19 protein-coding genes are annotated in these 22250 nt (G+C 61.9%); 17 read left to right on the top strand and 2 right to left on the bottom strand.

Annotated elements, in window-relative coordinates; all coding sequences use genetic code 11:
- Positions 1 to 330 precede the first annotated feature (330 nt).
- From dnaK to BW14_RS02065, 14 genes are all read left to right on the top strand, one after another.
- The gene (dnaK, locus tag BW14_RS02130; protein ID WP_140463885.1) at positions 331 to 2223 is read left to right on the top strand and encodes a molecular chaperone DnaK; all 1893 of its coding nucleotides are present in this window, start codon (positions 331 to 333) and stop codon (positions 2221 to 2223) included.
- Positions 2223 to 3014: a nucleotide exchange factor GrpE gene (gene grpE / locus BW14_RS02125; protein WP_140489191.1), complete on the top strand. Its 792-nt coding sequence runs from the start codon at positions 2223 to 2225 to the stop codon at positions 3012 to 3014. The genes dnaK and grpE overlap by 1 nt, the downstream gene beginning before the upstream one ends.
- A 94-nt stretch (positions 3015 to 3108) precedes the next feature.
- Entirely contained in the window at positions 3109 to 4134 is a 1026-nt protein-coding gene (locus BW14_RS02120; protein WP_140489190.1) for a DnaJ C-terminal domain-containing protein, read from the top strand.
- Between the two features lie 65 nt (positions 4135 to 4199).
- Positions 4200 to 4781, top strand: a complete 582-nt coding sequence (locus tag BW14_RS02115; RefSeq protein ID WP_140489189.1) for a heat shock protein transcriptional repressor HspR — start codon at positions 4200 to 4202, stop codon at positions 4779 to 4781.
- 242 nt (positions 4782 to 5023) lie between these two features.
- The gene (locus BW14_RS02110) at positions 5024 to 5695 is read left to right on the top strand and encodes an HAD family phosphatase (protein ID WP_044089441.1); all 672 of its coding nucleotides are present in this window, start codon (positions 5024 to 5026) and stop codon (positions 5693 to 5695) included.
- Positions 5696 to 5918: 223 nt separating this feature from the next.
- Complete coding sequence (locus BW14_RS02105) at positions 5919 to 6668, top strand: DedA family protein (RefSeq protein ID WP_044089440.1); 750 nt, start codon at positions 5919 to 5921, stop codon at positions 6666 to 6668.
- Between the two features lie 178 nt (positions 6669 to 6846).
- Positions 6847 to 7911, top strand: a complete 1065-nt coding sequence (locus tag BW14_RS02100; RefSeq protein WP_238566960.1) for a hypothetical protein — start codon at positions 6847 to 6849, stop codon at positions 7909 to 7911.
- A 247-nt stretch (positions 7912 to 8158) separates the two neighbouring features.
- On the top strand, positions 8159 to 9268 hold the full coding sequence (locus tag BW14_RS02095; RefSeq protein WP_258186027.1) for a CpaF family protein: 1110 nt from the start codon (positions 8159 to 8161) through the stop codon (positions 9266 to 9268).
- A gap of 96 nt (positions 9269 to 9364) precedes the next feature.
- Positions 9365 to 10069 carry a pilus assembly protein gene (locus tag BW14_RS02090; protein WP_308810440.1) on the top strand — a complete coding sequence of 235 codons (705 nt, stop codon included), beginning with the start codon at positions 9365 to 9367 and terminating at the stop codon, positions 10067 to 10069.
- Positions 10070 to 10143: 74 nt separating this feature from the next.
- A complete protein-coding gene (locus tag BW14_RS12405; RefSeq protein ID WP_181162271.1) occupies positions 10144 to 10827 on the top strand; it encodes a tadC protein in 684 nt (227 codons plus the stop codon).
- Between the two features lie 505 nt (positions 10828 to 11332).
- On the top strand, positions 11333 to 11617 hold the full coding sequence (locus BW14_RS02080) for a DUF4244 domain-containing protein (protein ID WP_081886637.1): 285 nt from the start codon (positions 11333 to 11335) through the stop codon (positions 11615 to 11617).
- A 5-nt stretch (positions 11618 to 11622) separates the two neighbouring features.
- Entirely contained in the window at positions 11623 to 12000 is a 378-nt protein-coding gene (locus BW14_RS02075; protein ID WP_052382091.1) for a TadE/TadG family type IV pilus assembly protein, read from the top strand.
- 44 nt (positions 12001 to 12044) lie between these two features.
- The gene (locus tag BW14_RS02070) at positions 12045 to 12398 is read left to right on the top strand and encodes an Rv3654c family TadE-like protein (protein WP_081977826.1); all 354 of its coding nucleotides are present in this window, start codon (positions 12045 to 12047) and stop codon (positions 12396 to 12398) included.
- Positions 12399 to 12447: 49 nt separating this feature from the next.
- The gene (locus BW14_RS02065; protein ID WP_044089468.1) at positions 12448 to 13584 is read left to right on the top strand and encodes a diacylglycerol kinase family protein; all 1137 of its coding nucleotides are present in this window, start codon (positions 12448 to 12450) and stop codon (positions 13582 to 13584) included.
- A 31-nt stretch (positions 13585 to 13615) separates the two neighbouring features.
- Here BW14_RS02065 and BW14_RS02060 read toward each other — a convergent pair whose 3' ends face one another.
- Positions 13616 to 14215 carry a TetR/AcrR family transcriptional regulator gene (locus tag BW14_RS02060; RefSeq protein ID WP_044089435.1) on the bottom strand — a complete coding sequence of 200 codons (600 nt, stop codon included), beginning with the start codon at positions 14213 to 14215 and terminating at the stop codon, positions 13616 to 13618.
- A 160-nt stretch (positions 14216 to 14375) separates the two neighbouring features.
- Here BW14_RS02060 and BW14_RS02055 point away from each other — a divergent pair, with 160 nt between their 5' ends.
- Both BW14_RS02055 and recR read left to right on the top strand, forming a co-directional pair.
- Positions 14376 to 17444 (top strand): DNA polymerase III subunit gamma and tau, encoded by a 3069-nt coding sequence (locus tag BW14_RS02055; protein WP_044089434.1) that lies wholly within the window; start codon positions 14376 to 14378, stop codon positions 17442 to 17444.
- A 14-nt stretch (positions 17445 to 17458) separates the two neighbouring features.
- Positions 17459 to 18061: a recombination mediator RecR gene (gene recR, locus BW14_RS02050; protein ID WP_044089433.1), complete on the top strand. Its 603-nt coding sequence runs from the start codon at positions 17459 to 17461 to the stop codon at positions 18059 to 18061.
- A gap of 242 nt (positions 18062 to 18303) precedes the next feature.
- Here the strand turns inward: recR and BW14_RS02045 are convergent, their stop codons facing one another.
- Entirely contained in the window at positions 18304 to 19482 is a 1179-nt protein-coding gene (locus BW14_RS02045; protein WP_044089756.1) for a class C sortase, read from the bottom strand.
- A 767-nt stretch (positions 19483 to 20249) separates the two neighbouring features.
- On the opposite strand from BW14_RS02045, the gene BW14_RS02040 reads away from it, so the two are divergent.
- Positions 20250 to 22238 (top strand): hypothetical protein, encoded by a 1989-nt coding sequence (locus BW14_RS02040; protein ID WP_140489187.1) that lies wholly within the window; start codon positions 20250 to 20252, stop codon positions 22236 to 22238.
- Positions 22239 to 22250 lie beyond the last annotated feature (12 nt).

Below are 22250 nucleotides of genomic sequence, written 5' to 3'. Positions count from 1 at the left end.
TTAGTAGTGTTGTGTCGAGGCGCACGGCGAGGTGCGCAGCGGGCGCGTTTCAGTGTTGTCTGTTGCTTGCGGAATGGGCTGTCAGCGGAATTGACTGTGCTTTTTCTAGCCCCCTCTGATGGAACATCGCTGCCGCCGCCCAAAACCTGAGTGCGACACGCTCAACTTTTTGTGGGGAATTTGGGAATAGAACTTGCCATCAGGAAGTTGAGTGATGTAGGCTCAAGTTTGGAAGGTTCGAGAACCGACCGGGAATCCGCAGAACGATTCCCCGAGGAACTTGAGCGAAGAACGTAAGAACGAATAACAAGAACAAAAGGAGCACACATTATGGCACGTGCAGTTGGTATCGATTTGGGTACTACGAATTCCTGCATCGCAACGCTGGAAGGCGGCGAGCCCACCGTCATCGTGAACGCTGAGGGTGCCCGCACCACGCCGTCCGTGGTGGCATTCTCCAAGTCCGGCGAGATCCTCGTCGGCGAAGTCGCCAAGCGTCAGGCAGTGACCAACGTTGAGCGCACCATTTCTTCCGTCAAGCGTCACATGGGCACCGATTGGACCGTCGAGATCGACGGCAAGAAGTGGACCCCGCAGGAGATTTCCGCTCAGATTCTGATGAAGCTGAAGAGGGACGCCGAGGCCTACCTCGGCGAGCCGGTCACCGACGCCGTCATCACCTGCCCGGCATACTTCAACGATGCCCAGCGTCAGGCCACCAAGGACGCCGGCAAGATCGCAGGCCTGAACGTCCTGCGTATCATCAACGAGCCGACCGCAGCCGCTCTGGCTTACGGCCTTGAGAAGGGCAAGGAAGACGAGCGCATCCTGGTCTTCGACCTCGGTGGCGGCACCTTCGATGTCTCCCTGCTGGAGATCGGCAAGGACGACGACGGCTTCTCCACCATTCAGGTGCAGGCCACGAACGGCGACAACCACCTCGGTGGCGATGACTGGGATCAGAAGATCATCGATTGGCTGGTCTCCGAAGTCAAGAACAAGTACGGCGTTGACCTGAGCAAGGACAAGATCGCGCTGCAGCGTCTGAAGGAAGCCGCTGAGCAGGCGAAGAAGGAACTGTCCTCCTCCACCAGCACCAGCATTTCCATGCAGTACCTGGCCATGACCCCTGACGGCACCCCGGTGCATCTGGACGAGACCCTGACCCGTGCGCACTTCGAGGAAATGACCTCCGACCTGCTCGGCCGCTGCCGCACCCCGTTCAACAACGTGCTGCACGACGCCGGCATCTCCGTGTCCGACATCGACCACGTGGTGCTCGTCGGTGGTTCCACCCGTATGCCCGCCGTCAAGGAGCTCGTCAAGGAGCTGACCGGCGGTAAGGAAGCCAACCAGTCCGTGAACCCGGATGAGGTCGTGGCTGTCGGCGCCGCCGTGCAGTCCGGCGTCATCAAGGGCGACCGCAAGGACGTCCTGCTGATCGATGTGACCCCGCTGTCCCTCGGCATCGAGACCAAGGGTGGCATCATGACCAAGCTCATCGACCGCAACACTGCCATTCCTACCAAGCGTTCCGAGGTCTTCTCCACCGCCGAGGACAACCAGCCGTCCGTGCTGATCCAGGTCTACCAGGGCGAGCGTGAATTCGCCCGCGACAACAAGCCGCTGGGCACCTTCGAACTGACTGGCATCGCTCCGGCTCCGCGTGGCGTCCCGCAGATCGAGGTCACCTTCGACATCGACGCCAACGGCATCGTGCACGTGTCCGCCAAGGACAAGGGCACTGGCAAGGAGCAGTCGATGACCATCACCGGTGGTTCCGGCCTGCCGAAGGACGAGATCGACCGCATGGTCAAGGAGGCCGAGGCTCACGAGGCCGAGGACAAGAAGCGCAAGGAGGATGCCGAGACCCGCAACCAGGCCGAGGCGTTCGCCTACAGCACTGAGAAGCTCGTCAACGACAACAAGGAGAAGCTCTCCGACGACATCGTCAAGGAAGTCACCGACAAGGTCAACGCTCTGAAGGAATCCCTGAAGGGTGACGACGTCGAGAAGGTCAAGACCGCGCAGACCGAGCTGATGACCGCCGCCCAGAAGATCGGCCAGGTGCTGTACGCCCAGCAGGGCGCTGAAGGCGCCGCAGCTGGCGCTGGTGCAGCCGGTGCCGCTGGCGCGTCCGCCGGCTCCGCCTCCTCTTCCTCTGACGATGACACCGTCGAGGCCGAGGTCGTGGACGACGATGACGACAAGGACAACAAGTGATGTCCGACTTCAATAAGGACGACTACCTGAACGACCTGCCCAACGCAGACGATCTGGCCGCCGGCGCAAGCGCCTCGGCTTCCTCTGCGGGCGCCGCCTCTTCGGCTCCCTCTGATGAGGGAGCTGGCGCGGCGAATGCCGCGACTGAGGGAGAGACAGCCGCGAACGCGACTGCGAGCAGCAATGCGTCTGGGGAGACCCCGGCCAACTCCGCCGCTTCTGATGCCGCTGGCGCGGCGACCGCCGCTGGCTCCGCTTCCTCGGCTCCCTCTGATGAGGGAGCTGGCGCGGCGAATGCCGCGACTGAGGGAGAGACCCCGACAGACGACAAGAAGCCGGCCGACGGCGACACCCTCACTCCGCTTGGCAAGGCCAAGAAGGAGGCAGCCGACTACCTTGAGGCGCTGCAACGCGAACGCGCGGAGTTCATCAACTACCGCAATCGCGCGCAGAAGGAACAGGAGCGCTTCCGTCAGCACGGCATCATCGACGTGCTGACCGCGCTGCTGCCGGCATTGGACGATATCGATCGCATCCGCGAACACAGCGAGATGGACGACTCGTTCAAGGCCGTCGCCACCAAGATCGACAAGGCGTTCGAGAAGTTCGGCGTCGAGAAGTTCGGCGAAAAGGGCGAGGACTTCGACCCCACCAAGCATGAGGCCATCCTGCACAAGCCGGATGACTCTGCCGAGAAGGAAACCGTCGATACCGTGGTCGAGGCCGGCTACCGCATCGGCGACCGCGTCATCCGCGCCGCCCGCGTGGTAGTAGCCTCCCCGCACAACTGATCCCCGCTCAGGCGGCTCAAACATTCACAGTGCTTAGTGCTTCCTAAAGCACTAAGCACTTCACTAATACAGACTTTTACGAAAGGAGACATGAATGGCTGAGAATGAATGGCTGAACAAAGACTTCTACAAAGTCCTTGGTGTCTCCAAGGACGCTACTGAAGCCGAAATCACCAAGGCCTACCGCAAGCTGGCCCGCAAGTACCATCCTGATCTGAACAAGACCAAGGAAGCCGAGGAGAAGTTCAAGGACATCTCCGAGGCGTATGACGTGCTGAGCAACAAGAACGAACGCCAGAAGTACGATGCGATTCGCCAGTTCGGCATGGGCGGTGCCCGCTTCGCAGGTGGCTCCGGTTCGGGCGGCTTCGACGCCTCCGGCTTTTCCGACATTTTCGGCTCCATGTTCGGCAATACGTCGGGCATGGGCGGCAATGGTTCGCGTATCCGCTTCTCCACGTCGGGCGGCGGCAATCCGAACCTGAACGATATCTTCTCCATGTTCGGTGGCACCGCCGGTCAGGGAGCTGGTGCGCAGTTTGGTGGCCAGTCGCCGTACGGCAACGCCGGCGGCTACGGCTATGAGGAGGCGCCGCGCCCCGAGAACGGCGAGGACCGCAACTCCAAGATCAGTCTGACGCTGCGCCAGGCGGTCAAGGGCGCGACCGTGTCCCTGTCCGTCGATGGCAAGAAGTTCAAAGCCCATGTGCCTGCAGGCGTCAAGGACGGTCAGAAGATCAAGCTGGCCGGCAAAGGCAAGCCGGGCATCAACGGAGGTCATGCGGGCGACCTGTACCTGCATGTCACCGTCAAGCCGGACGACACCTACTCCATGCGTGGTCATGACATCGTCATGGATGTGCCGGTGACCGTCGGTCAGGCTGTGGCCGGCGCCAAGGTCGAGGCCAAGGACATCGACGGCAATCCGGTCACATTCAAGGTACCTGCGGGTTCCAGCTCCGGTGCTGAAGTCAAGCTTGCAGGGCTCGGCGTCAAGCGTGGAAGCGAGACGGGCGACCTGATCGGCCGTGTGCAGATCATGGTTCCCGCCAAGCCGGGGCTCATGCTCAAGCACGTCGCCAAGGAATTCGACGAAAAAGCCGGCGACTACCTCGCCTGACCCGCACGGTCGCCGTCCGCGCACGAAGTACACACAGCAACACAACAATCAGTGGGAGGCGCATCATGGCGCGAGTCAATCAGATTCGGCAGTTGTACGCCATGTGCGCCACCGCGTTGGTGCTGGGTCGCGCCGACCTTGATGGGGCTGACGACGTCGGCTTCGACATCGAACTGCCCATTTTCACTGTCGGCCAGGCCGCCGAGCTGGCCAACATCCACCCCCAGACCCTCCGCCAATACGACCGTCTGGGGCTGGTTCGTCCGCAGCGCACCGGTGGCGGCGCCCGCCGCTACTGCCTGCGCGATATCGCCCGCTTGGCACATGCCCAGCGTCTGAGCCAGGACGAGGGCATCAATCTTTCCGGCATCGCGCGCATTCTGGAACTCGAAGAGGAGAACCGCCAGTTGCGTCGTGAGATCAAGCGCATGCAGGCCGGCGATCAGGAAAGCGTGTTCGCAGCCGGACGTGACGGCAATATCGTCGAAGTGCAACGCTCCAATCGCGCCCGCCTGTGGCGAAATGCGATTCATCACGAAACCCGCGAGCTGCCAGGGCGTGCAGGCGCTGCCGAGGGCGACGCCTCGCGCGTGTCTAATCCTGATGCCGCCGCCGATTCCAAATCCATGGTCCTCTGGAGCTGGTGAGTAGGGAAAATCCCATGATGTAGGGATTCTTGCATGGCATAAAAGTCAGAAATGGCTTTATTCCGCCGTTTTGCATCCCTGCATCATGGACGGTTCATGGGTGGTTCCCTACATCGTGCGCAAATCCCTGCATCGTGGGCCGCAACGCCGCGCTGTCCCATCCGGTTGATGCAATGGACTGAGCAAGTACAGCAAGTACATGTCTCTTGTGGCTTTGCAAAAGCCCGCGAATGGAGGAAGCCATGCTGCTCAAGGCCGTGTTCTGGGATCTGGACGGCACACTCATTGATTCGGAGCCGCTGTGGCATGACGGCGAGATCGAAATCGCCCATGCCAATGGCGGTGACTGGAACGAGGACCTCGGTTGGATGTGTTCCGGCACGCCGGTGCCGAACGTGGCGCGCAACATGATCGAACGCGGATGCACGTTGAGTGTCGAGGAGATTGACAAGCAGCTCAAGGACTATGTCTACAACGCGGAGGTGGCGCATCTGCCGTGGATTCCCGGCGTGCGCGAGGTGTTGCATTCGCTGAAGGACGCCGGCATCCCCTCGATGCTGGTCACCACGTCGCCTCGCCGTATGGCCGAGAACATCATGAAACAGTCGGAAGGGCTGTTCGCCGGCTATGTCTGCGGCGATGATCCGTACGAGCATAAGCCGAATCCTGCGCCATACCTGGCCGCCGCTGCCAAGCTCGGCATCGCCGAGGAGGACATGCCCAAGTGCGTGGTGCTGGAGGATTCCGCGTCGGGCTTGAAGGCGGGCGCCGCATCCGGTGCCACGCTGATCGCCCAGACCGGTTGGATTCGCACGGACAACTCCGGTCTCGGCCAGTTCGCCTCCATCGATTCATACGATGGCATCGACGCCGCCGCGCTGGATGGCTTCGTGAAGCAGCGGCTCGCCGGCTGAAACGCCGCTTCGCCGGGCGGTCTTTCGCCAACGAACTTCTGTCGCGGCATAATAATGCTGGTTATTAGCGATGGCTTAGTGTGGACGTCGTAGGTTTGATGTGGCCTGCTGGTAGGGTGGTTGACGGTTTCAGCGCGAGTGTCCAAGAGGTTGATTCCGGCTGGGCGAGGCGCTGCATATTGATTGCGAATACTGGTTTCACAAGATAGTTCATAGGAACAGCATGGGTTTTGTACATTTTATCGTTGAGTTGCTGAAGGATCCGCGCGCGGCCATCGCCGGTTGGATCGCCATGGGCGTGGCCCCGACCCTCGGATTCATCTTCCTGATCGTGTTCATCGAAACGGGTGTGGTCTTCTTCCCGTTCCTTCCGGGCGATTCTCTGCTGTTCGCCGCCGGTGTGTTCGCCGCGCCTGACGCGGTGACAGGCAAGGCCGCGCTGCCGCTGTTCTACCTGCTGCCGGTGGTATGGTGCGCTCCGATCATCGGCGACCAGTGCAACTACTTCATCGGCCATTTCTTCGGCCGTCGCATCATCCAGTCCGGCAAGGTGAAGGCCTTGACTCCGGAGCGCTTGGCCAAGACCGAGGGCATGATCGAGAAGTGGGGTCCGCTGGCGGTGTTCCTGGGCCGCTTCTTCCCGTTCATCCGTACGTTCATGCCGTTCATTTCCGGCATTTCCGGCATGCGTTGGAGCCGGTTCACCCCGTTCTCGGTGCTCGGCGGCCTGACGTGGTCCACGCTGTTCACGCTGCTCGGATACTTCTTCGGCAACATCCCGGCTGTACAGGATCACTTCGAACTGGTCATCGTGCTGATTCTGCTGGTCTCGCTGGCCCCGACCATCATCGGCCTGTTCAAGGCCAAGTTCGGCAAGAAGAAGGCCGGTTCGGTGACCGGCGCGCACGTCAAGGTCACCGATTCCCAGCTGGATACGCTGGAATCCGGCATCGAAAACCTCGATAACAAGTGATGCCCGCGATTGTCTTTCGCAGGTGATGCCCACCGGTCAAACGTCATGTTTGGCCGGTTTTTCTTTTTATCCACAAGTGCTGTGGATGACACGCCGGAATGTGGATAACTTGGCAAGCTAGAACCACATAGGTCGATTCGGGTTGTGCGGCACATATATGCCGCTGTTCAATCGCCCTATGACTACCATGCAACTATCCTCCGCCGCGTCGCCTGCGGTGCCATTGCCTGACGCGGTGCCTCTTCCCTCCAGCGATGCCATAGTGGATGCGACTACGCTGACTCGAATCACCCAAACCGGAGCCGTACAGGCGCAGCCTGCGCCAACATCACCGCGCGTCAAACCCAGGCGTGGCGCGCGTACCACGGCTGGTGCGCAGCCGCGCCTGCAGTATTTCTCGCCATCCTCACAGCCGCCTTCGCTGACTGCCGCGTGCACCAGCCGGCCGCTGCCGAGCCGTCCGGGCCGTCCAAACCGGGACCCGTCTACGGACGTGGTCCTGCAGAACATCGTCACGATGACCTCCAGCCATAGCGGCATAGGCTTGAGCACCACGGCTGCGATGCTGGCGATGACGCTTTCGCAGCGTGGACGGAGCTGCGCACTGATCGACGCGGATTTCGATTCCGGCTGCCTTGACCTGCTGCTCGGTGTGGAGCGTGAATCCGGCCTGCGTTTCAACCAGATCAATGCGCCGTTGGGCAAGATCGAGGGCAGGGCGCTGAACGACGAGCTCATCGATTGGGAGGGCGTGCGCGTGCTGCCATACAACACCTGGACCGGTCTGCGGCCGGAATGGTGGGAAGTGCAGGCCGTGATACGGGCGCTCGCCGAAGCCAATGACGTGGTCATCGTGGATGCGGGGCAAGGTGAATTCGTCGAGACGATGCCGGAACTGCAGCATGGCATGCAAGTGGTCGGCGTGGAGTTGTCGGTGATGGGATTGGCGCGTGTACGCGCACACCGGGCCCGACTCTCGGCATGGGAGTGCTCGCCCCCTCGTCTGATCGGCATCGCCCCCAGAGGAGCCCCACGCGGACGTGGCATCGTCAGCATAGACGAGGCGGAATCGTATCTCGTATCACCGGTGATGGGGCCAATATACGCCAATACCAGCCTGTGCGGCGATGTACTTGACGGGCTCGGCATCCGTGCTGTGCCCAAGAACTGCCGCAAAGCCATATCGCTGCTTGCCGACGCCGTGGAGCGCACGCTGCACCGCGAATCAGCCGACTGCGGCTAATATGCAGCGCCGTAAATTCGTGGCTCCCCTTGTCAGGACAGCACCGTAAAGCAGACAGCGGAGATGTTTGTAGGTGCTGTGCGAGTCGACAGGCGAGCTGACAAACCGCGCGCGAAGCGCGTCCCTGATTGCAGGACGAGCTGGCTTAATTTCGGCTCCCCTTGTCAGGGGAGCTGGCCCGCGAAGCGGGACTGAGGGGTAGTCAATTCGGCAACGAATCTCTGACGCAGACCACTAGGAGGTGGCCATGCCTGCGCATATCATGCAATCCAATTCACAATATGGTTCGCAATCCGGCCCGCAATCCGGCGCGGCAGCCGCGCCTACGTTCGGATTGCTGGACGAAGTCGTCGCCGACCCGGCGGTGACCGATATCGCAGTGACTTGTGACGGTCGGGTATGGGCGGACCGGGGATCCGGCATGAGGGAACACCGGCTACGTGTGCCGTTTCGCTCACCGCAAGTGGTGCGGGAGTACGCCACGCAATTATGCGCGCAGCTGGGGCGAAGACTGGATGATGCTTCGCCGATCGCGGACGCTTCCACTGTGGACGGCGTCCGCGTGCATGCGGTGATTGCGCCTCTGGTGCCGCAAGGCGCTGCCTTGTCCATCCGCTTGCCGAGCGATACTGCGCTCGCATTGCCTCAGCTGGCGCGGCACGCCATGTTTCCGATGGCTTGGTTGCCTGTGCTGCAGGGGCTTGTGCATGGGCGCGCGACGATTCTGGTCACCGGAGGAACCGGATCGGGCAAAACCACGCTGGTCAAGGCGCTGCTGGCGGAATGTGACGCGGACGAACGCGTCGTCACCGTGGAGGAAGTGCGTGAATTAGGCGATTTCGGTCATCGGAACCACGTGTCTTTAATGGCACGTGAAGCGAATGTGGAGGGTGCGGGCGCGGTGAGCCTTGCCGATTTGGTCAAGGCAACGTTGCGTATGCGCCCCGACCGCGTGGTGCTGGGGGAGTGCCGGGGTGAGGAGATCGTGGACCTGCTGCGCGCGTTCAACTCGGGGCATCGCGGCGGCATGACCACGCTTCATGCGGACAATGTGGCTCGCGTGCCGCCGCGACTGGTGTCTCTCGGTCTGCTGGCCGGCGTCGCTCCGGAGGCGATGGCGATGATGGCGGAGGATGCGTTCGACGCGGTGTTGCACGTGGAGCGGACGGATGGGCGCAGGCGAATCGCGCAGATAGGCCGGTTGGAAAGCCGGGGCGGCGGGCTGCAGGGCGTCCCTCTGGCGCAATGGTCGGGCATAGGGGAGCCGCAGTATGCACCGGAATGGTTGCAGTTCCTGATGCGATGGAGCATTGCGGAACCCGCGCAATCCGCGCGCTCCTACTTCGATACTGATTGAATCCCACTGGCCGCCGCGCAAGGAAGCGAACGTGCAATGCCAGGTCGGGATGAGATGGAATGAGGCGAAACAATGAATGCGTTGCCGTTGTGGAGCATGATGCTGGCGATGCTCGCCGTGTGTCTCTGGCCATGGCCGGGCGACGGCGTCGCCGGGCGTATCAGGTGGGAAGGTGCCCGCCGAAACCAAGGTGCCCGTCGAAACCAAGGTGCCGGCAGTATCGACTGCAACAATACCGCTGCCAATGCCGGCAGTATTGCAGTCGAAAAGAACAATACGGTTCGTCGCATAGGCGTCGCGCAGATGCTGACGGCGATGATCGCGCGCATGAACAGCGGTGGCACACTGCTTGAGGCCTGCGAGGAGCAATACGGGCGGCGCTTCGCGACACGGGAGATCACCATACACCGTCTCGCCACGGCATTCGAGCGGCGGCGGATGCCGGATGAGACACGGATGCAGGCCGCGCGCGCAGCCCGTGGCGCATACGCCGCCGCCAAGGTCGGCGAACGGTTGGGATGCCGCGCCTCGCCTTGCCTGGAGGTGGTGCTGGCCGGGTACCGGCAGATGCGATTGCTGCAGAACCTTCAATCGCAGGCGCTCGCCGTTCCCAAGGCGACGGTCGGCATGCTCAGCGCCTTGCCGATGGTGACCATGCTGTTGGGCGAGTTGATGGGTGCGCGTCCGATGGAGTTCCTGCTGGGTTCGGCGCAAGGTCTGGCTTGTCTGCTGTCCGGCTGTTGTTGCTATGTCATCGGTCTGTTGTGGGTGCGCGCGCTGCTTCGCGGGGGCGCCGAATGACGGGTGTGTTTTGGGCTTGGGGAGCGTCGGTATGCTGTGCGGTCGCGGTATGGTTGCGTACTGTTCCGTTGCCGGTGCGTGAACGGTTGACTGCCGGCTCTGCTCATGCTGCGGTGGTGGAGGAGGAGCCGGATGATGCCACGCATACCATGCTGATACTGCGCCTATTGCGCGTGGCGCTGGTGCAGGGAGCGTCGATTCCCGATGCGTGTGAAGCGGTGGGGTACGCGGCAGGCGGCAGCAGCGGAAGGGCGATAGGCAAGGCCGGCGAGCTGCTCAAGCAAGGGGTAGCTTGGTCCGATGCCTGGCATATGGCGGAACACAGCGACGATGGGGCGGCCGGAGCGATGGCCGATTCGGCGGCTGGGGCGATTACAGATGCGTCGGACGGGGCGACTGCCGGCGGGTTGGGCGTGGCGACAACCAGGGCTATGAGCAGGGCGGCAACCGGGGCGACGGGCAGGGCGGCAACCGGAGCGACGACCAAAACAACAACTAAGACAACGGCCGGGGCTGCCGACGACGCCGGCTCGGTGGCAGTGATTCGCGCGGCACTGGAGCCGTCGTGGCTGCATGGCGACGCCCCGGCTGTGCGCCTCGAATCCGCTCTGGAACAGCTTGACGCCGACGAGCGGTCGGCCATAGAACGCCGGGCTGCACGGCTCTCCGTCAAGCTGCTCGTGCCCACGGGACTGTGCTTTCTGCCGGCGTTCATCATGGTGGGGGTGATTCCCTCGATGGTATCTTTCATCAGCTGACTGCGGAAGCCCCTGCGACGGTGTCCTATGTTGGCCCCCTCTGATGAGGGGGCTGTCAGCGTAGCTGACTGGGGGAGAGACAGGGGACGACTGTGTTGTGTGTTTCTCTCCCTCACCCGGCTGTCGCCGGGAGCTCCCTCATCAGAGGGAGCCGGCAAGCTGCGCGCGGAGCGCGTTCGTACTTGCGGGACGGGCTGTCAGCGTAGCTGACTGGGGGAGAGACACGAAGCTGAATCCCTCAATTATGTGTGAGACGGACCACTAGGCCTGGGTGTCTGGTCCGGGTTGGTGGCGGCCCGGTAGCCCACTGGCGATGTCCGCTTATCCACATGTGCTGTGGATGACACGCCGGGATGTGGATAACTTGGCAAGCTAGAACCACATACCCCGTATCGGCGTGCATGCCGCGACGCAATCCTTCACAGTGGTACTACCCCATGCCGGCCACGCCGGTGCGGGGTCAACCAATCACAATGCCGTGCTGTCAGTGAAGAAAGGAGCTCACATGCTCACACGCCATGCCACCCCAAGCCGCGATCTCGTGCGGCTGGCCGATTCCCCCGGGGATATAGTCGGCTTGCGCGCCCGCATCAACCGTCGGTTATGTCTCATGGACGCCCAGATACGCACATTCATCGAACGTCCCGAGGAGGGTGCGGTCACTGCGGAATACGCCGTGGTGCTCGTAGCCGCCACCGGGTTCGCCGCGCTTCTGGTCACCATCCTCAAATCCGATGCCGTCAAGACGCTGCTGATGAACATCATCAAAAAAGCGTTGAACATCGGGTAGCGGCCATGCGATGCCAATCATGGTTCCATTGGATGGCCCGTCTGCCGCCGGACCCTGAAACGGGTGCCGCCACTGCGGAATTTGCTGTCGTCCTGCCAAGCGTCGTCGCCATAGCCGGGCTCATCCTGGCGTTGGGTCGCGTGACTCTTGTGTCCGCCGATTGCCGCAGTGCGGCGTCGGCGGCCGCCAGGGAGCTGGTGGTGTCGGCGGACGAGTCGCGCGCTCGCAGCGTCGCCGCAGAGGTGGCGCGCGCGCAGGTCGTTGTCGATGTACGGCGGTCCGAACGGACCACGCAAGTGCAGGTGACATGTCCGGTGCTGCCTGGACCGATGAATCTGACCCCAGTGCAGGTCACCGGTGAAGCCACCGCCGTCACGCAATAATCGCCCCAAATGATACCCAAGAGAATCCAAGAACCGAGGTAGCGATGAAAGCGCGTCTTGAGGAAGGCTCAGGCACCATGGCCGGTGCCATGCTGGTGATGCTCGCCGCTGTGATGCTGACGGTGATCGCCCTTGTCGGCAATCTGATGCTTTGCCAACATAAGGCGCGCTCCATCGCCGATTTGGCGGCGTTCAATGCCGCGTACGCCTTATGGCATCAGGGGCTCGACGACCCGTGCGCCTTCGCCGGCGGCATCGCCGCAGCCAATGAGGCGGTACTTGCCGACTGCGAAGTGCAGGGCGACGATATCCGCCTTGCGATCAGCGTCGCCACCGATGTGCCGTTCGCCCCGCATGTCCGCAAGGAGGCACGAGCCGGGCCTGTGCTGTGCGATTAACATGGCGTGCGCTCTGGCGTGCGTTCGCATCCTTGGTTATGGTGAATGCATGACCGAGAGAGAACACAGCGAACGCCGTCACGTCATAGGGCTGGTGGGCAACCCCACGTCGGATAAGGGGCGCGGTGCCGAAGTCGATGCTCGCGTGTTGGACTTGCTGCACGAAGCCGGCAGACGCCACGGTTTCACGGTGACCGACCTCACCGGAACGAGCTTCAACGATTCGTTGAACCGTGCGCGTGAACACTCGCATGAGTACGACTATCTCGTGGTGGTCGGCGGGGACGGCATGATCGCACTCGGCGCCAATGCCGTGGGACTCAGCGGCAAGCCACTGGGCATTGTGGCGATGGGCTCGGGCAATGATTTCGCGCGCGGGCTCAAACTGCCGGTGAACCGCATCGAGACGGCGGTGGAGGGCATCGTGGGCGCCATTGTCCGCGGGTCTCATATGGATGTGGACATGGGCCGGGTGACCTCCCTGCCGGGCGGATACTCGGTCGACCCCTCTACTGGCAGTGAGTATGAGGTACCGGCGGGGGAGTCGGCTGCCCAGGCGCATCCCATTGACCGCTACTATGCGGGAATGCTGTCCTGTGGCATTGATGCCAGCATCAATGACCGTGCGAACCATTCGCATCTGCCGAACGGCAGCCTGCGGTATTTCGCCGCGGTGCTCGTGGAGCTGACGCGCATGAAACGCTACGGCTATCATGTCAAGGCCACGCTGGCGGATGGATCCACGGATGAGCGGGACATCATCTCGCCGCTGCTGACGGTCGCCAATTCGCGGCATATCGGTGGCGGCATCGAAGTCTCGCCGTATTCGTGCTTCTCCGACGGGATGCTCGATTTGGTGTGGATGGACCATGTGCCGAATGTCCGCGAATGCGCGGTGGCGATCTCGAACGCCTACAACGGTCGGCTGCTCGCCTCACGGGTGTTCGGCTGGAAGCGTATCCGCAGCATCGAAATCACGCGTGCCGACGAGGGCGATGAGCCTCCGGTGCTGATGGCCGATGGCGAATATGTCGGCCGGGGTCCGGTGCGAGTGACGACGGAAAGCCGTGCGCTTCGTGTGCTCGTGCCTCCGGCCGTGGCGGCGCGTGAGGTGGATGCCGCAGCGCATATGGCCGAAGCGGTCACCCGCGATGGCCGCGACCCATTGACCGGCGAATTCCACTAGAACGAGGTGCCACCGGCGCTGCTGCCGGATGTTACTGGATGTAGCTTTCGATGTGCAGCGTTTGCGCGATCACCTGCTTGATGGTGCTGTCGCTGATGTCCGGATGTGAACGCAGCAAGGAGATCAGCCCCACAATCAGCGTGAAGAAGGTCTCGTGCACGTTGCGGATCGGCAGGCCGTGCATCTGCTCGAAATCATGCACGGTGGTCTGGGCGATGTAGTCTGCGATGCGGTCTGCTGCCCGGTCGATGAACTTGATGTACAGGCCGGCGTTGCCGTCCTGGATCATCCGGTTGGAGAACGGGCTTTCATCCGCGATGAGCGCGCGCAGCAGCCGCACCATATCGTCAAGTGCCTTGTTCACGTTGCCGGTTTCACGTTCGCTGTTCCACCGGCCGAGCCGGGCGAGGATCTCGTCGATCACATCGTCCAGTACGGCGTTGGCCACTGAGTCCTTATCGGGGAAGTAATGGTAGAACAGCGAACGGGTCATGCCCACCTCGCCGGCGATGTCCGAAACGGTGATCTTGGAGAACCCCTTCTCCAGGCAGATCTTGCGTGCGGCCCGTACGATGGCTTCGCGCCTCACGTCGCCGCGGGTGACGCGGGGCTTCTCGAAGTTCTCGCCCATGAGCACCTCCTGATGACAACCATTATTGACACTATGTTAATACCTGTGAGCGTATGCGGTCGCCCGGCCGATTCGTGCCGGGTGGGGAAGACTTCTCCCGTCTGGGGAGGCCGTCCGTCCGACTCGCGCAAATTATCGAGGGCAAGGTAGGTTAGTAGCTATGGCACTTGCACTGTATCGACGCTATCGTCCCGACACCTTCGAAGGTGTGATCGGCCAGGATCAGGTCACTGTTCCGCTGATGCGGGCCCTTGACGAGGGCAAGCTCACGCACGCGTACCTGTTCTCCGGCCCCCGCGGCTGCGGTAAGACCAGCTCCGCCCGCATCCTCGCGCGCTGCGTCAACTGTGCCAAAGGGCCGACGTCCCACCCCTGCGGCGAATGCGAAAGCTGCAAGGACCTGGCCACCGGCGGCCCGGGCTCCATCGACGTGGTGGAGATCGACGCCGCCAGCCACAACGGTGTCGACGACGCCCGCGAACTGCGCGAACGCGCCGGTTTCGCCCCCGCCCGCGACCGTTACAAGATCTTCATCCTTGACGAGGCCCACATGGTCACGCAGCAGGGCTTCAACGCGCTGCTCAAAATCGTGGAGGAGCCGCCCGAGCATGTGATGTTCATCTTCGCCACCACCGAGCCCGATAAGGTGATTGGCACCATCCGCTCGCGCACCCACCACTACCCGTTCCGTCTGGTGCCGCAAGAGGTTATGGGACCGTATCTGGAAAAGATCTGCGCCAAAGAGGGCATCAAGCCTGAGCCGGGCGTGCTGAAACTCGCCATGCGCGCGGGCGGCGGATCCATGCGAGACACGCTGTCCGTGCTCGACCAGCTCATGGTCGGCTCTGTCGAGGGCGTGATCACGCATGATGCCGCCGTGGCGCTGCTCGGCTTCACGCCGGAGGCGCTGATCGGCGAAGCCGTGGATGCGGTGATCGACCGCAACGGTGAAGCCCTGTATGGGGTGATCCAAAAGGTCGTGGTCGGTGGATTCGACCCGCGCAGGTTCGTGGAGGATCTGCTGGCCCGAGTACGTGACCTCCTGGTGCTCACATTGGCCGGTGATTCCGCTGAATCCGTGCTGTCAGACACGGCCGAGGCCGAGGACATGAGCGACTTGCATCGGCAGGCCTCCGCTCTGGGTCTTGGCCCGCTCACAGTGATGGCGGACATCATCAACGACACGCTCAGCGCCATGACCGGCGCTATTTCGCCGCGTATGAGGCTCGAACTGCTGGCCGCCAGGCTGCTCGCAGGCGCCGAAACCGGTTTTGCGTTTACGGCATCCGCCGCGCCTTCGGCCGGAGCCCCCGCACAGAATGGCGGGGAACCCGCCACTGGCGGCAACGCCGGTGCCGCCGGCGCTCGGCATCACGCCGGATCGGGTGGTTTCGCGGGAGCGTCGCGCAATGCGGGCGCGGGCTCTGCACCGGGCGGATTCGCGGGCGCGTCTGGTGCGTCCGGGGGGTCTGGCGCATCCGGAACGTCCGCTGTGTCGCAAGGTGGATTCTCCGGCGCTGCGCGCAACCAGCAGGTTCAGCAAGCTCCTGCGGCTTCGATTCAGTCGGCACCCGTTCAATCAGCTCCCGCTCAGTCGGCTCAGGTTCAATCCGAAACGACTCAGCCGGCTGCGCAAGGGTGGGTGTATGAGCGGTCCGCAGCGCCGTCGGCCGGTGAGCCAACGGGTTGGGGACAGCCTGTGCAAACCTCCGCACCCGCGCAGCAGCCGGCTCAACCCGCAATGCAGGAACCCGCGAATACGACTGCACCGGCAGGAGCGACGGCCGCCGCACCTGCGAACGACACCCGTTCGGTGGATGAGAAGTGGAATGCCGCCGTGAATGCCTTGCCTGAGGATATCCGAGAATATGTGACCCGTGCCAAGGTGCCGAGTGTGAGGTTCGGCCAGAACCGCAAGGGTCTGCCGTGTCTTTCGCTCACGTTTGACCAGTCGCTCAGCCAGCATGCGTTCGCGCTCGCCGTGGATTCAAGCGGCAAGAAGGCCGCGATTGTGGTGCAGGATGCCGTGCGTAAGGAATTCGGCCCGAACACGGTGATCGCGCCCACGCAGGTGGCCGCCAACGGCGAACGGGTGGAATCCGTCAAACGCATGAGCCCCGAACAGCTGGCCAAGGTCAAGCAGCAGATTGCGCTCGCCAAAGCCGGTCTCGCTGCCGCAAGTCTGGGTTCCGGTTTAGGTGCGCACCTTGGCAGCGATTCCAAGGAACAGAAGCCCGCGGCGTCCGGCCAGGGCGAAGACGCTGACGACAGCCACCGAGGCGCGTCCCAATCCGCGGACCAAGCTGCGGGCCGAGTTGCGGCTCTGCCCACATCGGATGCGTCTCGAGCTTCCGTGTCGTCAGCAGCTGCGATGGCTCCGGGAACGTCGCCGGCATCAGCAATGTCCGTGGCGTCGCAACAATCTGCGGGGCAACCAGGGCACCTGGGCGGCAACACTCTGCCTGACGATGACCCTTGGGCTCATCCGGCTTCAAGCCCTACCGCGGTCGCATCCGGCGACCCAACGACTTCGTCCGCCCCAGCGCATCCTGAACACCACAAGAAGCATGTGCCCGTACCGGATATCAGCGATGGCATAGATCCTTGGAGCCAGCCGAGCCCTGCGGCCACAGCAGAGAACGACCCGTGGAATCAGCCTGCGCAGCCGCAATCCGCGCAAGTCCTGCCACCTGCACAGCCCATCCCCGCACAATCCGCAACCCAGCCGGATCCTTGGAACCAGCCTGCTCCCGCGCAGCTGGCCACAGCAGAGCCTGACCCATGGAACCAGCCCGCTCCGTCGAACCTTCAAACAACACAGCAACCGGTCCCGCCGGATGACGACCCATGGAACCAGCCGCCGCAGCAGCAGCATGCAGCCAGCGGGTGGGAGCAGTCGCAGGCGCCGCAGCAGGGTTATCCTCCGCATGCATCTGCTGGTGCAGGCCTCCCGCAAACGGCAGCCGCCAACGCAGGTTTGCGGAATGATGGTCCCAGTGACGACCCATGGAACCAACCGCCGCAGCAATCCACGCCAGCGCCCGAACCACGGGTGGACCCGGACGACGACGAATACTCGATGAACGACCAGTCGCTTGGCGATTCGCGCGCCATGAGCCTGGACGACCTGAAGAAGATGTTCGAGGTCAAGGACGTCAAGGAATTCGCCGCAGACGACCCGAAGAATCCGAAGAACATTCAGCCCGCCAAAAAGCACCTCGGTGAATAAGGAGCAACACAACCATGGCACTTGCCTATGATGGCGCCATCCAGCGTCTGATCGACGCCTTCGGCAACCTTCCCGGCATCGGGCCGAAGGGCGCGCAACGTATCGCCTTCTACCTGCTGTCCGCGCCGGACGACGAGGCGCGCGAGCTTGCTGAGGCCATCGAGGAGGTCAAGGCCAAGGTGCGCTTCTGCGACATCTGCGGCAACGTGTGCGAGACCAGCCCCTGCCCGGTGTGCGCCGACCCGAGGCGCGATCGCGCGACCATCTGCGTGGTGGAGGAGCCCAAAGACGTGATGAGCATCGAGCGCACGCGCGAATATCGCGGCCTCTACCATGTGCTCGGCGGCGCCATCAACCCGATGGCCAACGTCGGCCCAGCCGACCTGAGGATTCCCGGCCTGTTGAAAAGGCTGGAGACCAAGGAGGTCAAAGAGGTGATCATGGCCCTCGACCCGAACATCGAAGGCGAGGCCACCACCAGCTATCTCGCCCAGCTGCTGCGTCCGGTCGGCGTCAAGATCACGCGTCTGGCCAGCGGTCTGCCCGTGGGCTCCGACCTCGAATACGCCGACGAAGTCACCCTCGGCCGCGCCCTCGCCGGCCGCCGCGAAGCCTAAGGTTGCGTGACCGCCTAGAGTCTACAGACGTTAGTTGGTTTTCGTATCGTGATTATAATTATCACGATACGAAAGTGGTATAGCTCTCCGCTCCGCCTCCGGTAGACCAGACGCACCAATCAGATGCATGGTGACGAAATCAAAACTTTCAAAAAAATCAAAAGTTTCAAAAGGTGCGATTCCAGCGTGCGATTCCGTCGTGTAGTGCTGCTGTGTAGTGCCGCCGTGTAGTGCGCGGGCCGCTACTCCCCGAACGCGCTGATCGTGTCGTTCGCCCTGTCGCCACGACGCTTGCGCCATGGCCACCATGCCGCGTGGCGCATGATCAGCGCACTCTGATGCCGCCGTGCGAACAGCACGACCAGCCATCCGAGCAACAGCACGCCGAGCCCGACCGCAATGGCGATGTTGCGGGCATCATGCACATCGTTCGGTTTCGGTGCGGGAATCGGAATCGCCACGCGATGCCCGGAGACCAGCAGACGGTGCGTGTTCACGCCGTACGGCGTGCAGGTCATCAGCGTCACGCGGTCCTCTCCAGGCACGATCTTGAGCTGCGAGGTGTCGTTCGGCAGGATTACGGAGATGCGATCCACCTCGTAGCCCAGGGTCTGCCCCATCACCTCGATGTAGAAGAAATCGCCCTTCTTCATCTCGTCGAGGCGCGTGAACATCATCGCCTCCACGAGTCCACGGTGTCCGGTGATCACCGAATGCGTGGATTTGCCGCCCACTGGCAGCGATGAACCGTACAGGTGCCCGGCACCCGAGGCCAGCGCCTCTTCGGAGGTGCCGTGGTAGATCGGCAGGTCGATGGACTGCTTCGGCACTTTGATGGTGCCCATCACCTCGTCGCCCGCGTTGAGCAGGCTCTGGTATTCCTTGTCCTTCGACGATGCGGAATCCTCGCCGCTGGCCTGCGAGCCGCCTTGTGCTCCGGAGAACGGGTCCACCGCCTCGCCGAGTATCGGCTGCCCGGACTGCGCGAGCTTCTCGTTGTACGCGCGCGCGGCCTTGAGCGCATCCTCGGCTTGAGGGTACGGCCAGTTCGCCACGTTCTGCGCGCTGGTCGCTGCGGTTTTGGCCAGCTCCATGCTGGACTGGAACTGCAGGGCCAGCGGGAAGCAGGCCACTGCCAGTGCCGCGACCAACAGCAGGATGGTGATGACGCGCATCACGATGAGGTTGCGCTGCAGGCGACGTCGCTCGGCGGCAAGATCGGAGATATCGGTAGCCTCGGCGAACCGGGTGGGGGCGAATGAGTCGGTATGTGCGGGCGAGACTGACGGAGTGACTGCCGCTGCTGCTGGGGCTTGCCGTGTGACTGCCGCCGACGGGGCTTGTTGAGCTTGTGTGGCCGCCGCAGTCGGCGCTGAAGTCGGGCGTTTGTGCCGTCCTGTGCCATTGCGCCCCCGTATCATCGCGCCGCCTCCCTGCTGTTGTGTCGGACCATGTCCAGGTGGGTGATTCCATGGCGAGCAACCTTGCATGACCGAGACGAATCTCAATCGCCGATGTTGTTCGCCGGAGCGCCCCATACGTTCGCCCACGTTACTCCGCGTTGCGGCCACCGTACAAACCCCCGTACGAATATCGCGGAATGCTGGATATGGCGGGCGGGGCGGAGCGTTCGACGGAGTGGGCTGCCAGAGCCACGGTGCACGGGATTGTACACGGGATTATGCGCGATGCCGGAACCGTGCGGTGCTTGGGTCGTGCGGTGTTTGAACGGTGCGATGCCGGAACCGTGCAGTATCCGGATTGTGCGGCGTCTGGACCGTACGATATCCGGGTGCTGCGCTGCTGACTACGTTGTGCTCGTACCGCCCGCTTGGCGCATGCGACACGCGCGTAACCGGTGTATCCCCCGTTGCATACCCCCTATTTTCGGATTATTTTCCGCCTGGTGGAATGGGGTGAGAACGCTGTATTTGCAATGGTTTACGAGGGTGCTTGAGAGCGTTAACAACGTTGCAATTACTTGACAAAGGGTGTCGGGGGGGTATCAAGGTATACAGAGCTTGGAAGAGCGAAAGGTAGTTTGGATCGTCCAATCAACGGTGAGGGACTACTGATAACTGTGGTTCTTTTTGCGATAAAAAGTTATGACTCTTTTTATCGATAAAAATTTGTTGTGAAGAGTAATCGAGCGGGGTTTATGTTCAACGGATCGCACATACCGAGTCGAGTGAAGAAGATCGGCGAAGCAGCATGTGCCGCAGTCGCTTCAGCGGCGTTGCTGCTGGCATATGCCACCCCGGCATTGGCTCAGAACACCGCCAACGGCATTACCGAAACCGGCGACCCGAATTCCGCCGCCGCTTCACAGACCGCGAACCCGCAGGCTGGGGACTCCGGCTCCGGCTCCAATTCTGATTCTCAAAGCGATACCTCCGCAGGCTCCGCCAGCGATGCCGCGAACAGCACGGATGCCAATACCGCGAACGGTTCCTCAACTCCCCAGCTCGCGCCCGCAGCTGCCGGATGCGATAGCGTGCAGGATTGGGCCATGCTCTCCAGCTGCATGAGCCAGTCAGGTACTGTGACGATTGCGACGAAGATTGATGCCGGCGATTCGATTGTTATTCCCGCAGATGCAGATGTTACGTTGACTGCCAAAGATGGCTTGGATTCGTCGATCAACGCTGCGACGGCCGGCAATGGTGTGCTCATCGTCAACGGTAAGCTGACGATTGGTGCGGACGCAAAGGACGCGAACTTCACTTACAAGAACGGTAAGCGTTGGCTCGTCTTGGTGAACAACGGTGGCAGACTGACCGTGAACAATGGCGTATTCTCTGGTGTGGACACCGCTGACACCGGATATGCGAACGGTGGAGTCATAAAAGTGACTGGTGGCTCAGTCATTATCAACAACGGCACTTTTGTAGATAACAAAGCGGGGACCGCTGCTGTACTGTATGCGGATTCAGGAACTATCGCTATTAACGACGGCACATTCTCCGGCAACAGTGCAGTAAACGCCGGCGTGCTGTACCAGACAAATGGTGCGAAGACGGTTGTCAGCGGTGGGACTTTTGAGAATAACAAATCCACCTCCACTGGAGCTGGCGGATGGCAGGGCGGTGGTGTGCTGCGCAACATGGGGGGTAGCGAAATGACAGTTGCCGGTGGCGAGTTCATTGGCAACTCTGCAAATAAACTCGGTGGCGTAGTATTCAATAGTGGCACACTTTCCGTTTCTGGAGGCACTTTTAAGTCCAACGTGTCATATGGTGCTGGCGGCGGTGTTATCGCGCAGCCTGCGGGCTCTACCACTGTTACGGGCGGTACGTTTACCGAGAATGCTCAGGAATTCGACGTTTGCACGCGGGATGCATACGGTAACGTGGGGAATGGTTCGTGCCGCAATGACGCATATAAAAACGCTGGCGGCGGCGCAATCCATACCGATGGCGGCGATCTCACCATCCAAGGCGAGGTGACCTTCTCCAAGAACCACGCCAATGCGGCCGCGTTCATGACCGGTGGTGGCGCGATCTACGCACACGGCAATCTGTGGGTGTTCAATGATCCGCTTGACAGCTCCAAGAAGCCGACATTCACCGGAAACTGGACCGCAGTCGGCGTAGGCGAGCAGAATACCCAGTACCTGAATGACGACGCAACGAAGAAAGTTCTTCCTACTGGTGGCGCCGGTGGAGCGATCTTCCTTCAGGGATTTGACAAGGATAATCCCAAATCTATCGCTTACTTCATGGGTGGTGTCTTTGAGGGCAACACATCCGGCTATCTTGGCGGTGCCGTGTATACGGAGGAGAATACCACTGCATTCATGGGCAAGGCCGTGGCCGAAAGCAACGTCGCCGGGCACTTCGGCGGTGGCCTGTGGTTGTGCCCGTCGGGTAAAGGCGAGGCATCTGAGGGCGGCAATATCGCGCTGTTCAACAACAACGTGGACTACAACATCGATTCCAACGATAAGTACCATTATGCCAATTACATGGCTGGCGATGACTTCGCAATGATGAATCCGAAAGGTAAGGGCTATGCGGAAAGTACGTTCAAACTGCTGAATACATGGTTCATGGATCGCTCGGAACCGGCTGTGAATTGGTACTGGGATGGAACTCCAATAACCCAAGCCAATGGTTTCAGCGATGATTACCAAGCTCCTGAGTGGAGTGATGAGTCAAACAGTCCGGGTTCTAGATAGAAGCGCAACACC

It is taken from the genome of Bifidobacterium sp. UTBIF-68 (assembly GCF_006408855.1).
GTDB classification, from domain to species: Bacteria; Actinomycetota; Actinomycetes; order Actinomycetales; family Bifidobacteriaceae; genus Bifidobacterium; species Bifidobacterium reuteri.
The sequence above is the reverse complement of the archived record's forward strand: the minus strand, read 5'-3'. Positions and strand labels throughout refer to the sequence as shown.